14 protein-coding genes are annotated in these 15522 nt (G+C 63.5%); 9 read left to right on the forward strand and 5 right to left on the reverse strand.

Annotated elements, in window-relative coordinates; translation table 11 throughout:
- The first annotated feature begins 78 nt into the window (after window positions 1-78).
- From GYK42_RS17390 to GYK42_RS17400, 3 genes are all read left to right on the forward strand, one after another.
- A complete protein-coding gene (locus tag GYK42_RS17390; RefSeq protein ID WP_166448517.1) occupies window positions 79-867 on the forward strand; it encodes an AraC family transcriptional regulator in 789 nt (262 codons plus the stop codon).
- A 116-nt stretch (window positions 868-983) separates the two neighbouring features.
- On the forward strand, window positions 984-1583 hold the full coding sequence (locus GYK42_RS17395; RefSeq protein ID WP_166448620.1) for a MarC family protein: 600 nt from the start codon (window positions 984-986) through the stop codon (window positions 1581-1583).
- 31 nt (window positions 1584-1614) lie between these two features.
- Complete coding sequence (locus tag GYK42_RS17400; protein ID WP_166448518.1) at window positions 1615-2160, forward strand: DinB family protein; 546 nt, start codon at window positions 1615-1617, stop codon at window positions 2158-2160.
- Here GYK42_RS17400 and GYK42_RS17405 read toward each other — a convergent pair.
- Entirely contained in the window at window positions 2125-3315 is a 1191-nt protein-coding gene (locus tag GYK42_RS17405) for an MFS transporter (RefSeq protein ID WP_166448519.1), read from the reverse strand. The genes GYK42_RS17400 and GYK42_RS17405 overlap by 36 nt on opposite strands.
- A complete protein-coding gene (locus tag GYK42_RS17410) occupies window positions 3312-4490 on the reverse strand; it encodes a serine hydrolase domain-containing protein (RefSeq protein WP_166448520.1) in 1179 nt (392 codons plus the stop codon). Before GYK42_RS17410 ends, GYK42_RS17405 begins: the two co-directional genes overlap by 4 nt.
- Before the next feature lie 114 nt (window positions 4491-4604).
- On the opposite strand from GYK42_RS17410, the gene GYK42_RS17415 reads away from it, so the two are divergent.
- The 3 genes from GYK42_RS17415 to GYK42_RS17425 all read left to right on the forward strand — a co-directional run bounded on the left by GYK42_RS17415 (window position 4605) and on the right by GYK42_RS17425 (window position 10937).
- The gene (locus tag GYK42_RS17415) at window positions 4605-5495 is read left to right on the forward strand and encodes a LysR family transcriptional regulator (protein ID WP_166448521.1); all 891 of its coding nucleotides are present in this window, start codon (window positions 4605-4607) and stop codon (window positions 5493-5495) included.
- A 206-nt stretch (window positions 5496-5701) separates the two neighbouring features.
- Window positions 5702-7408, forward strand: coding sequence for a methyl-accepting chemotaxis protein (locus tag GYK42_RS17420; protein WP_166448522.1), 1707 nt, complete (start codon window positions 5702-5704; stop codon window positions 7406-7408).
- Window positions 7409-7598: 190 nt separating this feature from the next.
- Window positions 7599-10937: a DEAD/DEAH box helicase gene (locus GYK42_RS17425; protein ID WP_240943634.1), complete on the forward strand. Its 3339-nt coding sequence runs from the start codon at window positions 7599-7601 to the stop codon at window positions 10935-10937.
- 70 nt (window positions 10938-11007) lie between these two features.
- Here the strand turns inward: GYK42_RS17425 and GYK42_RS17430 are convergent, their stop codons facing one another.
- Complete coding sequence (locus tag GYK42_RS17430; protein WP_166448524.1) at window positions 11008-12426, reverse strand: heavy metal sensor histidine kinase; 1419 nt, start codon at window positions 12424-12426, stop codon at window positions 11008-11010.
- On the reverse strand, window positions 12423-13133 hold the full coding sequence (locus GYK42_RS17435; protein WP_166448525.1) for a heavy metal response regulator transcription factor: 711 nt from the start codon (window positions 13131-13133) through the stop codon (window positions 12423-12425). Before GYK42_RS17435 ends, GYK42_RS17430 begins: the two co-directional genes overlap by 4 nt.
- Window positions 13134-13271: 138 nt before the next feature.
- On the opposite strand from GYK42_RS17435, the gene GYK42_RS17440 reads away from it, so the two are divergent.
- Window positions 13272-13766: a GlcG/HbpS family heme-binding protein gene (locus tag GYK42_RS17440; protein WP_166448526.1), complete on the forward strand. Its 495-nt coding sequence runs from the start codon at window positions 13272-13274 to the stop codon at window positions 13764-13766.
- 14 nt (window positions 13767-13780) lie between these two features.
- Entirely contained in the window at window positions 13781-14191 is a 411-nt protein-coding gene (uraH, locus tag GYK42_RS17445; protein WP_166448527.1) for a hydroxyisourate hydrolase, read from the forward strand.
- A gap of 7 nt (window positions 14192-14198) precedes the next feature.
- On the opposite strand, the gene GYK42_RS17450 is transcribed toward uraH, so the two are convergent.
- A complete protein-coding gene (locus GYK42_RS17450; protein WP_166448528.1) occupies window positions 14199-14897 on the reverse strand; it encodes a glutathione binding-like protein in 699 nt (232 codons plus the stop codon).
- A gap of 189 nt (window positions 14898-15086) precedes the next feature.
- On the opposite strand from GYK42_RS17450, the gene GYK42_RS17455 reads away from it, so the two are divergent.
- Window positions 15087-15512 (forward strand): hypothetical protein, encoded by a 426-nt coding sequence (locus tag GYK42_RS17455; protein ID WP_166448529.1) that lies wholly within the window; start codon window positions 15087-15089, stop codon window positions 15510-15512.
- Window positions 15513-15522 lie beyond the last annotated feature (10 nt).

A 15522-nucleotide genomic window follows, 5' to 3' on the forward strand; every position in this document is an offset into this window, starting at 1 on the left:
GGTATTCATCATGCCGCAGGCACGCCGCGCCTTCTCGCGCTAAGATGTCCATACCTATCGCAAAACTGACCTGCTTTCATGGATTGTTCCTCCCCCGCCTTTCAGGAATTGCTGCCCGTCACGGCGCGCGCCATGGCGCTGGCCGTCGACTATGCGCACGGCCACGTGATTTCCGCCCATCGCCACACGCATGCGCAATTGCTGTATGCCATCGAGGGCGTGATGACCATCGAGGCGCAGGGCGGGCGCTGGGTAGTGCCGCCCACGCGCGGCGTGTGGCTGCAACCCGGCATCGCGCACAAGGTGCGCATGAGCGGCGCTGTGAAAATGCGCACGGTGTTCGTCAACTGCGCCAATTCTCCATTGCTGCCTGGCCACAGCTGCGTGCTCGACATCAGCCCCCTGCTGCGGCAACTGATCGTGGCCGCCGTCGACATCGCACCCGATTTTACGGAAGGCAGCCGCGACTGGCATCTGCTGCAATTGCTGTTGCACGAGCTCGACAGCCTGCCAGTACTGCCCCTGTATCTGCCCTTGCCTTTTGACGCGCGCCTGCGCGGCATCTGCGCGCGGCTGATGGAACAGCCGGGCGAGCAAGTGACGGTGGCGCACTGGGCGCAGGAACTGGCGATCACCGAGCGCAGTCTGCACCGATTGTTCCAGAAACAGACGGGCATGCGCTTCGGCCAATGGCGCCAGCAAGCGCGTTTGCTGCGGGCGCTGGAGCAATTGGCGCAAGGCATCAAGGTCATCGACGTGGCCATGGACAACGGCTACACGAGCCAAAGCGCGTTTGCCGCCATGTTCAAAAAACATTTCGGCACCACGCCGACCGCGTTTTACCAGGCTAAAGTCATCGCTGCGTAAAAAAATGCTGCTATGCATCAATAATCATGGGCGATAAGCGCCGCGCTTGTTATCATCGCAAGCCTTATCGCACCGCACCCATCCTGGCAACGGTGTTGACCTTATTCCACACCACCATGACACAGAATTTCTTCCAGACTTTTATCCTGCTCTTGCTTGTCACTGACCCGTTCGGCAACGTTTCCCTGTTCGTCAATGCCCTGAAACGGGTACCGATCGAGCGGCGCTGGAAAGTCGTGGTGCGCGAATGCATGATCGCCTTCGGCATCCTGCTGCTGTTTATGTTCTTCGGCCGCCATTTTCTGAACGCCTTGCAGTTGTCGGAAATCGCCCTGCGCATCGGCGGCGGCGTGATCCTGTTCCTGATCGCCATGCGCATGGTGTTTCCACAGCCGAACGCGGGCAATAGCGACCACGAGATGGGCGGCGAACCGTTCATCGTGCCGCTGGCCATCCCCGCGCTGGCCGGTCCGTCGGCCCTGGCCACCGTGCTGCTGTTTTCCTCGCATGAAGTCAATGAAGTGATCGCCCACGTGGCGGGCTTGACGGCCGTGGCCGTCGTCTGGCTGGCCGTCTTCCTGTGCGCCGAACGCTTGCAGCGGGCCCTCGGTCCAAGAGTCATGACGGCGTTTGAACGCCTGATGGGCTTGATCCTGACGGCGATGGCGATTGAAATGCTGCTGGCCGGCATACGCGCGTTTTTGAAATCCGTTTAACATCATCATTCATCCACTGAAGGAGTCCAGCATGAGCCGTTGCGCCCACATTTGCCTGATGGCCGATTACAACCAGTGGATGAATGCCAAGGTCTACGCGGCGGCGGCCAGCCTGCCGGCGGAAGAACTGCAGCGCGAGCGGGGCGCCTTTTTCGGCTCCCTGCTGGCCACCCTGAACCACGTGATGGTGGGCGACACACTGTGGATGCAGCGCTATGCGAAACACCCGGCCGGTTTCCCCCTGCTCAACCCCATCCGCGCCATCACTCCGCCCGCCTCGCTCACGCAGCCGCTGTTCGCGGCCGACGATTTTGCCGCCATGCATGCGCACCGGCAATGGCTGGATCAGCTCATCGTCGACTGGGCCGCCTCCATCACGGAAGCGGACCTCGACCACCTGCTCGACTACCGCAACAGCAAGGGGCCGAACCGGCGCGAGTTTTTCAGCCTGCTCATGCATTTCTTTAACCACCAGACGCATCACCGGGGACAGGCCAGCACCCTGCTGTCGCAAGCGGGTGTGGATATCGGCGATACGGATTTACTGTTTCGCATTCCCAACCATATTGCCGACTGACGACGGGCGGTACAGCCACGCTTTCCCGGCAATCGCCGCCAGCGCCAGCATACCCAGCAGCGCGCCGCACGCCAGCGCCCCCTGCATGCCGTAGTGCGCAATGGCCTGGCCGCCAGCCAGCGCGCCCACCGTCACGCCCAGGTTGATGGCGGCGATATACACGCCGATGGCGAACGCGGGCGCCTCGCGCGCTTCGCTGCTGAGCCACACTTGCGTGACGATCAGCCCGCTCGTGTGCGCCGCGCCCCAGAACAGCAACAACACCGCCATGGGCGCCCAGCCGATACCGCTGCCCGCATAGCGGTACAGCAAGCAGTACGCCAGGCCCAGCAGCACGGGCTGCAACAATACCGTGCGCAGCACGTGCGTACCCAGCTGACGCCCGGCAAACAGATTGCCCGCCACGCCGCCCACGCCAAACACCACCAGCGCCAGCCCCGTCTGGCGCGCCGACAAGCCCGCTTCCTGCTGCAGATAAGCGGCCGCATACGCATACACGGCAAACATGGCCGCAAAGACGAGCACGGCAGCGGCAATGGTGAGCCACAGGGCGGGTTTGCGCAGCACGGCCAGCTGGCGCCCGTAGGCCATCGGCGCTTCCTGCTGCGTGTCGGGCAAGAACACATATAAACCAAGCGCGGCCAGCGCGTTGACGAGGGCGCAGGCAAGGAACGATGCCTCGTAGCCATACTGTGCGGCAATCCACGTCGTCAGCGGAATGCCCAGCACCATGCCCATGCTGGTGCCCGTAAATGCATGCGCGCCGGCCCGCGCCGCATCCTGTGGCGGATACAGCGCGGCGGCCGCCACCATGGCCAGCGAGAAATACACGGGGTGGAACAGGGCCGGCACGATGCGTAGCGCCAGCAGCAGCTCGAAGCGGGGGGCATACGCCGACACCACGCTGGCCAGCGCGAACACGAGCAGGGACGCGATCAACACGCGCTTGCGGCGCCAGCGCGTGGCCAGCAGCACCAGAAAGGGGCCGCCCACGGCGATGACGAGGGCGAACAGGCTCACCAATGAACCCGCCTGCGCGGCCGTCACCGCGTAGCGCTGCATGATCATCGGCAAGATGCCGACGACGCCAAACTCGATGCAGTACACGCCGAACAAGCCCAACGCGAGGAAGACGATCGGGTGCGGGCGCGTCATTCCAGTTCCTTCGAGCCATACACTGCCTGGCACAGTTCCGTCACGAACGGCCCCGCCATGCCTTCCAATGCCGTATTCGTGAACGCCACCACGGACAGCTCTTGCGCCGGATCGACAAACCACGAGTGGCCATACGTGCCGCCCATGCGCCAGCTGCCCGTCGATTCCGGCGTGGCGGCGGCAAGCGGATCGGTCAATACGGTAAAGCCCAGGCCGAAGCCCCGGCCCGGCCAGAATGGCAAGTCACATTCACTCGTCTGGCTCGTGCCCATCTGGCGCGCCAGTTCTGGCGGCAACAGCGGCGCGCCGCCCTGGCGCAGCGCTTCCAGCAAGCGCATGAAGTCAGGCGCCGAACCCACCATGCCGGCGCCGCCCGACGGGTACGCCTGCGCATCGCGGGCGCGCGCCGGCGACAAGGTAAAACCTGCCATGCCATCGAGAAACGGCAGATGGTCTTCCCCAACATCGAGCAAGCGGCGCGGCCGGGATTCTCCCGCTGCGCGGTCCGCATACGCGACGGCCAGGCGCGCCGGCTCCGTCGCCAGGAAACCCGTGTCGTGCATGGCCAGCGGCGCCGTCACCAGATGTTCCACGGCCTGCGCCAGCGGCAAACCAGTCACCGCTTCGATCACGGCGCCCAGCACGTCGGTGGCGATCGAATACGCCCAGCGCTCGCCGGGGGCGTACGCCAGCGGCACGGTGGCCAGGCGGCGCAGGTTGTCCTCCAGGGTAATGGGCGAGGCATCCATGCCATCCGACACCCCGGCCCGCGCATACGCGCCGCCCGGCGACTGGAAAAAGCCATAGTCGAGCCCGGCCGTGTGCGTGAGCAAGTGGCGCACGGTCAGCGCCGCCACGGCGCCGTCCGGCTGGCGCGGCGCAAAATACGGCAGCCAGTGCGTCACCAGGTCGTCCAGGCCCAGCCGGTCTTGCCCAACCAGCGCCAGCGCGGCCGTCGAGACGATGGGTTTGCTGACGGATGCCAGGCGGAACAGCGCGTCCTCGCGCATGGGCGTGCCCGCCTCGCGGTCCAGGTGGCCGGCCGCGCGACGATACACGTCCTGGCCACGCTGGCGCACCAGCACGACGGCGCCCACCAGGCGCTGCTGCAGAACACAGTCCAGCAGAGGATCGATGCGGGCGGCCAAGGCCGTGGGAGAGAAGTTGTAAGTCATGACTGAGCCTTTCAAATGATCAGACTGCCAAGGTAAGGCAGGCGCGATCAAAGAAAAACAGGCTATAGTTTCTGTCTGTGCGGACGTTTGCATCCGCAATCAAAGAGGAGTGACATGGATAACCTGGCGGGATTCACGGCCTTCGTGCAGGCGGCCGAAACGCGCAGTTTTGTGGCGGCGGGCCGCGTGCTTGGTATTTCCGCCTCGGCCGTGGGCAAGAGCATCGCGCGGCTGGAAGAGCGCCTCGGCGTGCGCCTGTTTCACCGCAGCACGCGCAGTATCGCGCTGACGAGCGAAGGTACGGTGTTTCTCGAACGCTGCCGCCGCATCCTGGGCGAGATCGAAGCGGCCGAGCTGGAGTTATCGAATAGCAAGAGCGCGCCGCAAGGCCGGCTGCGCGTCAGCTTGCCGCAGGTCGGCAGCCTGCTCAATCCCGTGCTGGCCGCGTTCGCGCGCGCGTATCCGCTGGTGGAGCTCGACCTCGATTTCAGCGACCGCCGGGTCGACGTGATCGAGGAAGGCTACGACGCCGTCGTGCGCGCGGGCGAAAGCGCCGACAGCCGTTTGATGAGCCGCCAGCTGGGCCAGTTCCAGCTGCAGCTGGTGGCCGCGCCCACGTACCTGGCGCAGCACGGCACGCCGCTGCTTCCCGCCGACCTCGCGCGTCACACTTGCCTGCTGTACAAATTTCCCAGCAGCGGCAAAGTCGAAGCCTGGCCCCTGCCAGAGTGGCAGGCCCTGCACACGGCCGGCTTGCCGTCCCTGCTCCACTGCAACAATGTCGACACCTTGCTGCACTTTGCCGAAAGCGGCCTGGGCATCGCCGCCCTGCCCGACTTTGCCGTGCGCGCCGCGCTGGCTGCGGGACGCTTGCAGCCGGTGCTGGACGCGCACCGCCAGCACGACGGCGCCTTCCGCATCCTGTGGCCCAGCAGTCGCCACCTGACGCCGAAACTGCGCGCCTTCATCGATTTCCTCGCCATCCACGTGTTTCCGGAAAGCTGAGCCCGCATCAGCACCACGCTCGTTGTTTCCACACGACAACTTATACAATTTGCTACCAGTTTTCAAACTTTTCGCGGACTTGATACAAGTTTTTGTATTGCGGTGCGAAATTTTGAGGAACAATTACAGACCGGCCGCTGCTACGTATAAACCCGTAGCCTCGACCTGTCGACGTTTTCCCTCACTTCCGCAACACGAAAGCAATCATGTCACTCACACAATTCAAAATCGGCACCCGGCTCGGGATCGGGTTTGCTGTCGTCCTCGGCCTGCTGGTCGCCGTCTTGCTCGTCGGCTTGTATTCCATGGGGCAACTGAGCGCACGCACGCACGACATCGTGGCCGACAAGAACGTCAAGATGGCGGCCGCCAATACCATGAGCGACAACGTACGCAACATTACATTGGCGATCACGAGCATTGTGGTGGCGCCGACGGAAGCGCTGGTGCAGGCGGAATTGGCGAAAATTGGCGAAGCGCGCAAGAAATACGGCGCCGCCAAGGAAACCTTGCAAAAGAAAATCTCGACGGACAAGGAAACGGCGCTGATGGCCGAGCTGGACGCTGCCTTGAAAGCGGGTGCGCCGCTGAACAACAAGGTCATCGAGCTGCGCAATGCGGGCCAGACGGAAGAAGCCATTGCATTCCTGACACAGCAGGCGGCGCCGAGCCTGAAACGCGTGCTGGGCGCGCTCGACAGCCTGGTCGCGTATGAAGGTGAACAGGCGGCGCAGGCGGCAACGGACGCCGAAACGCTGAGCGGCAGCGCGCGCGCGTCCATGCTTGCCCTGGGCAGCGTGGCCGTGCTGCTGGGTGCTTTTGTTGCCTGGATCATCACGCGTTCGATCACGCAGCCCATCAATGCGGCCGTCAGCGTGGCCGAAACCGTCGCTTCGGGCGACTTGTCGTCGCACATCGTCGTCAATTCCAGCGATGAAACGGGCCGCCTGCTGGGCGCCCTGAAAGCCATGAACACCAGTCTCCTGGGCGTGGTGGCGCAAGTGCGCAACGGTACGGATGCGATCTCCACGGCATCGAGCGAAATTGCCGCCGGCAACCTCGACCTGTCGTCCCGCACGGAAGAGCAAGCCAGCTCGCTGGAAGAAACGGCGTCGGCCATGGAAGAGCTGACCTCGACCGTGAAGCAGAACGCGGACAATGCGCGCCAGGCGAACCAGCTGGCAAAAAGCGCGTCGGAAGTGGCCGTGCGCGGCGGCAGCATCGTCTCGCAAGTGGTCGACACCATGGGCACCATCAACGCCTCGTCGAAGAAAATCGTCGACATCATCGGCGTCATCGACGGCATCGCCTTCCAGACGAATATCCTGGCCTTGAACGCGGCCGTGGAAGCGGCGCGCGCGGGCGAACAGGGCCGCGGCTTCGCCGTCGTGGCGTCGGAAGTGCGCAATCTGGCCCAACGGTCGGCTGGCGCAGCGAAGGAAATCAAGGAATTGATCGCCGCGTCCGTCGCCAACGTGGACACGGGTTCGCGACTCGTCAATGAAGCGGGCCAGACCATGGGCGACATCGTCGACAGTATCGTGCGCGTGACCGACATCATGGGAGAGATTACCTCGGCCACGCACGAGCAAACCATCGGCATCGAACAGATCAACATGGCCATCGCCCAAATGGATGAAGTGACGCAGCAAAACGCAGCGTTGGTGGAAGAAGCGGCAGCCGCCTCGCAAAGCATGCAGGACCAGGCGGGTGAACTGGCCCACGTGGTGGGCTTCTTTAAAACCGGCAACCATGTGGCCAGCGCACCCAAGCTGGCGCCTGTGCGCACAGCACCGGCAGCGCCCGCCATCGCACGACCTGCGGCCAAGCCCGCCCCCGTGCGCAAGGCCGTGGCCGCCGCGCCGGCACGCCGCAGCAATGCGGCTGCAGAGAGCGAATGGGAAGAGTTTTAATGCACGAGCTTTAACACCCAACAGCACCCTCCCCAAGGGAAAGCCAGGCAGGAAGTTGCTGCCTGGCTTTTTTTCGTCTGCCAATACCACTTTTTTTTGCGGCAAAGCCCGCGCAATAGATAAAAGTGCAAAACGTGCAGCGCGCATACGCTTTACAATCCTCGCTCGCTTTTACAAAATATTGGTCATCATGAATCAGGCAGAACAGCAGCGCCTCCTGGCTATCCTGGAGTATTGGCACAAGATCGAATTCTTTATCCCGTTTGACCTGAATCAAATCACGGACGTTGAAGACCAGTCCACCGTGCGTCTCCTGCACCGCGAACAGCTGGCGCAATTGCCGCCGCAGTTCTCCACGCAATGGCAAGTACCGTCTGACCGCGAGATCGATGGCTTCTCATTGTTCCTCGGCGTCTTCGACAAGGCTGAAATCAACAAAGCTTGCCCGCCGGCCAACGGCCCGGAAAACATTGCCGAAACAGAAAAAACAGAACTGCTGGGACGCTCGTGCTTTGCCCGCATCAATCTCAATGCGCTGGGCGAGCCGCAGTTCGACCCCGTGTCCGTGTCAACGTTGCCGTGGGCGCTGGGCCGTGCCCGCACGCCGGACTGGTCGGGCCTGAGCCTGGACGCCTTCAGCGACAGCCAGCTGGCGCTGCAGGACAGCCTGCGCAACTTCGCGGCAAGCCGCACGCCACAGCAAGTGACGGACGAGGCAGGCAATGTCTCGTCTCCCCTGTCCGGCATGGAAATCGCGGCCCTGGCCGACTTGATGCGCGACTGGGCCGGCTTCCACCCGTTGGCCGGCCAGCCGCTGGCCGTGCTGGAATTGCGCACACGCAAGAAACGCGCCGCTGCCGACCCGGCCGATGCGCTTGAGAACAGCCAGAACCGCACGCTGGACTTTGGCGACGTCGCGGAACCGTCGATCGATATCCTCAACAGTTTTTACCTGGATGACCTGGAACAGATCATCCGCGCCTTGCGTGGCGGCAAGCTGCCCGCGACGGTCGCAGCCTACCTGACGCCGCTGGCGCAGGATGAGCGCATCGACCTGTACAGTCCGGCCGGACGCCAGGCGCTGGCCGCCATGCTCAATCCGGGCAATATGAACCGGGGACACTGGCTGGAAGACGCCAGCTACGCCATGAGCCTGATGCAGCAGTTCGCCATCCACGGCGCGCGCACGGGCTTGAGCGAGCGGGGCATCTTTTCCGTCAACGGTCCGCCGGGCACGGGCAAGACGACCTTGTTGCGCGAATTATTCGCCGACAACATCGTGCGCCGCGCCAGCGTGCTGGCCTGCCTGGACCGCGCCGGCGACGCCTTCATCGGCAAGGTGGCCGTGGCCTTCGAAGGCGTGCGCGACCCGATCACCATCGCCCGCTTGCGCCCGGAACTGACGGGCTTTGAAATGGTCGTCGCCTCGTCGAACAATGCAGCGGTGGAAAATATTTCCGGCGACCTGCCAAAACCTAAGCAGCTGGGCAAGGAATGGGCGCGCACGCGCTACTTTGAAAGCGTGGCGCGCCGGGTCGTGGCCGATGGCAATGGCGCCAATCGCGCCCTGGACGAGGCGGAAGCGCCATGGGGCTTGATGTCCTGTGCACTGGGCAACAGCGCGAACCGCCGCCGCTTCGTCAGCAATTTTTATGACGACGACTGGGACAAGACCACGGCGCGCAAGACGCCGAACGCGCAAAATATCCGCCAGTGGCTGGCCAGCTACCAGGGCGTCAGCTTCGCCCAGGCGGCGCGCGAGTTTCGTGAGACGGAACACGTGGTGGAAAAAGCCCTGGCCGAGCACGCCCAGTACGCGGCCTTGTGGCAAGCCGTGGGCACTTGCACGGAAGCAGACTTCATGCAGGCCAGCCAGCAGGCGCTGATTGCTGCCGAGCAGGAGATGGATGCGGCGAATGGCGCCCTGTCCGGCGCGCTGGCGCAGCAGGACACCCTGCTCGCCAGCAAGAAGGAATTGCTGGAAGAGGAGCGCCTGGTGGCGCTGACGCAGCCCGGCTTCTTTGCCCGCCTGTTCCGCACGGCACCGGCGCGCACCTACAAGGATGCCGTCGTCGCCAATGCCGAAGCGCAACGCCAGGCCGCGCGCGATGTCTCCGCCATCAAGCTGCTGCTGAAGGGAGAACTGGAGCCGCGCTGCGAACGCGCCCGCAACAGCCTGCACGTCGCCCTGCGCACGGCGCAATCGCGCCAGCGCGAATGGGATGACAGCACGGAACTGCTGCGCCGCGCGCGCATGCGCTTTCCCACCATCATTGCGCCAGCGACCCTGGACGAGCTGGACGGCGACGCCCTGCAAATTGGCGGCCTGTGGCATGAACCGGCCCTGGCCCGCCTGCGCTCACGCCTGTTCGCCAAGGCCCTGGCCCTGCATGAAGCGTGGCTGGCGGAAGTGGCAAAGAAAGGCGGTCCCGGCTTTGGCGGCAACTTGCTGGCCGTCTCCAAATTGCTGAAAAACAAGCGCGCCTATGACCAGTCGCACATCGCCATGGTCTGGCACAGCCTGTTCATGGTCGTGCCCGTCGTGTCGACGACGTTTGCCTCGTTCGCGCGCCAGTTCCAGGGCATGGGTCCCGAATCGCTGGGCTGGCTGTTCATCGATGAAGCGGGCCAGGCCGTGCCGCAAGCGGCGCTGGGCAGCCTGTGGCGCGCGAAACGTGCTGTCGTCGTGGGCGACCCGCTGCAGATCGAGCCCGTGTTCACGGTGCCGAGCCGCCTCGTGCAAACCTTGTCGGCCCTGTCGCCGCACACGCAGGATGGCAGTTATGCGCCGACTTCCGTGTCCGTGCAGACGCTGGCCGACAAGGCCAACCGCTATGGCGCAACTGTCGGCACCAATAGCACGCAACCGCTGTGGATAGGCAGCCCCCTGCGCGTACACCGCCGCTGCGTGGAACCGATGTTTTCGCTGGCCAACGCCATCGCCTACGAAGACAAGATGGTCTACGGCTTGAGCGAGCGCACACCGCCGGCCGGCGCGCGGGGACTCACGCGTGGTCCCAGCTGCTGGATCGACGCCGCCGGTCCTGTCAGCTACAAGCAGGTCGTGCCCGTGCAACTCGATTTCGTGCTGGAAGTGCTGCTGAAGCTGTATCGCCGCGACGGCAAGCTGCCCGAGATGTATGTGATCACGCCGTTCAAGGCCGTACGCAACGAATTGCGTTCGCGCATCGTCGACATGGACTGGGACCGCCGCCTCGGCTATGGCAAGGCGCCGACGGCCCGCGAATTGCGCCAGTGGAGCAGACAGATGGTGGGCACAGTGCACACCTTTCAGGGCAAGGAGCAAAGCGTCGTGATGCTGGTCCTCGGCGCCGACGACAGCACGGCTGGCGCCGCGCAATGGGCGGCGGCCACGCCGAACCTGCTCAACGTGGCCCTGACGCGCGCGCAGCACTATGTGTACATCGTCGGCAACCCGCTGCTGTGGGGGCAATTGCCGCACTTTGCACCGGCCTGCGCGCAATTGCCGCATACGGGCATGCATGAGTTTTTGGTGGAGATGGGGTAGGCCGGATTAGCGCAGCGTAATCCGACAATATTGTTGGCGCTGCGGTGATGTCGGATTACGCGCTTGCGCGCTAATCCGACCTACTGTCCTCAAGCGGAAACACTAAAGTAAACGTCGTGGCGGCCGCATCGGACGCGACCGTCGCGCTGCCGCCATGCAACTGCATGATGGCCGTGACGATGGCCAGCCCTAAGCCTGTGGAAGCGGCCGAGTCGCTGCGGGCCGGGTCGGCGCGGTAGAAACGCTCGAACAAATGGGGCAAGTGGCGCGCGGGGATGGCGGGACCGAGGTTGCTCACGCTTAGTTCCACGCCCTCGCTCATCGCATGCGAGCGTAATAAAATTGTGCTGCCCGGCGCCGCGTGGCGGATGGCGTTCGACAGTAAATTGCCCAGCGCGCGGCGCAGCAGTTGTGGCTCGGCCGTCACATTGCCGCTGCCGTGGCAAGCCAGCGCCAGCTCGCGCTCTTCGGCCAGTCCTTCAAAGAAATCGGCCAGCCTTAAAAACTCGTCCTGCACGGGCAAGACTTGCTTGACGAGCACCATTTCATCCTGCTGCGCGCGCGCCAGAAACAGCATGCTGTCGATCATGCGCGACAGCCGTTCCAGCTCCTCCACATTCGACGATACCAGCTGTTCATACTCATGCGCGCTGCGCGGACGGGCCAGCATCACTTGGCTTTGCCCCAGCAGATTGGTGACGGGCGTGCGGAATTCATGCGCCAGGTCGGCGGAAAATTGCGACAGCCGCGCATAGCCTTCCTGCAGCCGCGCCAGCATGGCATTCAAGGCCTGGATCAGCGGCAGCAATTCGGTGGGCGCGCCGCGCGCATCGAGTTGCTGCTCCAGCTTGCCTGGCCGCACGAGGGCCGCGTGGGCGGCGATATTGCGCAACGGCCGCAATCCCCGCAGCAGCATCAGGCTCGCCAACAGGGCCGCCACCAGCGCGCTGACGGCAACGGAGACAACAATCTGCCAGCGGTAGGCGGCGAACATGGCCGTGCGGTCGCCGTAGACCCTGGCAACAGAGATATCCGCCATCTGCGCCGGGTCGCCGATGCGTGCGCTGGCCGCCACCACGCGTGCGGGATAGCCGTCGCGGCTGGTCCAGCTGACGATGTCGCTGTTTGTCACGGGCGCATCGACGGCGACAGGAACAGGATGCGCCACCGTCTCGCCGTTCGGGTTGACATCGATCAAACGCGTGCCATCGGCACGCACGATGCGCACCAGGGAATTCTCTTGTCCGCTCATGGTGTCGCGGAAATACTGGGGCCGTTCGCGGATGATGTCGAGGGTGCCCGCATTGCCCAGCAATTGCTGGATCTGCCGCAGTTTACCCAGCAACAAAATATCGTCGCGGCGCTCGATTTCCGCCACGAACGAGCGGTACAAATGCATGCCCAGCCCAGCCGACACGAGCGCAACGATCAGCACGAAGACGAGCGTGACGCGCAGGGTCAGCGAGCGGCGGAGTTGCGCCAGCTTCATGCGGCCGCGCCGTTGTCAGGTATCGTGGGCGAGCGTAATTCGCAGACATAGCCCATGCCTCGCAAAGTGTGGATCAGCTTGGGTTCGAACGGGTCGTCGAGCTTGCTGCGCAGGCGGCGGATGGCCGCGTCGATGACGTTGGTGTCGCTCTCGAAATTGATATCCCACACTTGCGAGGCGATGATGGAACGTGACAATACCTCGCCCTGGCGCCGCGCCAATAAATGCAGCAAGCCGAATTCCTTCGCCGTCAGGGCGATGCGCTGGCCTTGCCGGCTGACCTTGCGTTTCATCACGTCGATTTCCATGTCGCCGATGCGGATGACATCGTCTTCGCGCGGCGGCCCGCGCCGCAGCAGGGTGCGGATGCGCGCCACCAGTTCGGCAAACGCGAACGGTTTCACAAGGTAATCATCGGCGCCCAGTTCCAGCCCTTTCACGCGGTCCTGCACTTCGTCGCGCGCCGTGAGGAAGATCACGGGTACGTCCGCGCCGCCCTCCTGCAGCCGCAGCGCGCGCAAGACTTGCCAGCCGTCCATGATGGGCAGCATCACGTCGAGCACGATGAGATCGGGTGACTCCGTACTTGCCATGTGCAAGCCGTCGCGGCCATTGCGCGCCAGGCTCACCGTAAAGCCGGACTCGGCCAGGCCGCGCAGCAGATAGTCGCCCGTCTTCGGTTCGTCTTCGATTACCAGGATGCGCATGGCCACTTTCTAAAGAGAATATAAAACCATTTTACGCCGCGTGCAGATCGCCGCGGATGATAAAAATGTCATGCGGCGATCATCTTCTCGTAGGGCAAGACTGGCCATACTGGCGCCATCTTGTTTCCTGGACGCCACATGAAAACCCTTCTTTTTGGTACTACTCTGCTGTGCCTGCTGGCCAGCCCCGCCCACGCCCAGCTGCGCAAGGTCGATGACCTTTCGCTGGCGGCGGCCAACAAGCTGGCCGGCGCGGCCATGGCCGCTTGCCAGGCGCAAGGCCGGCATATCGTCGTCACCGTGCTGGACCGTGGCGGCAATATTGTCGCCGTGCAGCGCGCCGATGGCGTCGGGCCGCACAACACGGATGCCAGCCGGCGCAAGGCCTACACGGCCCTGTCCACCAAGAATGATACCCAGGCGCTGGCCGTGGCCGCGCGCGGCAATCCCGACATGGCCAATTTGACGACCGTGCCGGAACTGTTGCTGCTGGGCGGCGGCCTGCCCTTGCGAACCAGAGGCGAAGTAGTCGGCGCCATCGGCGTGGCCGGTGGCGGTGGCGCCCTGCAAGACAGGGCCTGCGCCCATGCCGCCCTGGCCGCCATCCCCGAACTCGATTCCCCTACCCTGTAAAGAAAGATATGAAGATGACTACACTGAAACAAATCACGGCCGCCCTGGCCTTCGCCAGCCTGTCCAGCATGGCCCTGGCCGCCGCCAATCCCTTGAGCGTGCACATCCTCGACTTGCAGAGCGGCCAACCGACGGCCGGCGTAACGGTCACCCTGGAACAAAAGAACAGTGAAGGCTGGCAACAACTGGGCAGTGGCGTGACGAATGCGCAGGGACGCATCGCGGCCATGTATCCGGTGGATGCGCCCATGCAGGCGGGCGACTACCGTATCGTGTTCAAGACAGGCGAACACTATGCGCGCCTGAAACAGGAAACTTTTTTCCCGGAAATCCCCGTGCAATTTCACGTGAAAAAGACTGACCAGCACTATCACATTCCCTTGCTGCTCAGCCCTTTCGGCTTTTCCACGTACCGGGGCAATTAACCGTTGCTCAGGCCACCGTCTTCGCCGTCTGCCCGAACAGCACGCTTTTCGCGTCGCCGCTGACGGTAGGCTGCACATTGATCTCCGCCGCGCGGGCATACGCGCGCACGGTGGCGGGGCGGGCGGCAATGGCCGCGAACCAGCGCGCCAGGTGCGGGAAATCTTCCAGCTTCTGGCGCTGGCGTTCGTGCGGCACGATCCACGGGTAGATCGCCATGTCGGCGATGGAATAGCTGTCGCCGGCCACGAATTCGCGGTCGGCCAGGCGCTTGTTCAGCACGCCGTACAAACGGTTCGTTTCATTCACGTAGCGCGTGATGGCGTAGTCGATGGGTTCGGGCGCATATTGCACGAAATGGTGATTCTGCCCTGCCATGGGGCCCAGGCCGCCCATTTGCCAGAACAGCCACTGCATGACTTCGGCACGGCCGCGCACGTCCGCCGGCAGGAATTGCCCGCTTTTCTCGGCCAGGTATTGCAAAATCGCGCCCGATTCGAACAGGGACAGCGGCGCGCCGCCATCTTCCGGCGCCTGGTCGACGATGGCGGGAATGCGGTTGTTCGGCGCGATGGCGAGAAATTCGGGCTTGAATTGCTCGCCCTTGCCGATATGCACGGGAATGAGGTTGTAGGGGATGCCCGCTTCTTCCAGGAACATCGTCACTTTGTGCCCGTTGGGCGTGGTCCAGTAATACAGGTCGATCATCGTGGTCTTTCCAGGTAGATAAGTAGGGGCAGGCGCACTTGGCATAACTATTGTCGCGCCGCAACTGATATGCATGGATATAATGCCACGTAAGCGAAAAACAAGACGGCGCCCAGGCAGCGCAAGTGCCCACTCTCGCCGCAAGAATTGAACGCCGCCATTCCCGAGAACCATCAACGAAAGCCGACCATGCGCAAACTCCTGATCGTCACGCTGTCCGTCCTGCTGTCAGGCTGTGTCCAGGACTTCGCCATCTACATGTTCGATGGGCAAGACCACTCCCTGACCGTGCGCCGCCAGCAACGTTATTTTTGGCAAGATACCGTGGAAGTGCAGCTGATGGCGACCAATCTGCCGCAATGCCAGCGCCTGCATACCCTGTCGACGGATGCGCCGGCCGACATCACCGTCGAGCTGTTTGCAGCCGGTGATGGCCTGTGGAATATTCGCATGGGCAAACAGTTGTGGCAGGCGGAAACGAATACCTGCAATGAACTGACGGAAATGGAAAACGACCCGAAAGCCGACCTGGGCCAGCCGATCGGGCAATTCGTGGTCGTCGATGGCAAACTGGAATTCGAACCGGCGCCGCAAGCGGCGGCGCCAGCCCGATAAGTCCTTCGCA

The sequence above is a fragment of the Janthinobacterium lividum genome, from assembly GCF_011601275.1.
In the GTDB taxonomy this organism is placed as follows: domain Bacteria; phylum Pseudomonadota; class Gammaproteobacteria; order Burkholderiales; family Burkholderiaceae_D; genus Janthinobacterium; species Janthinobacterium lividum_E.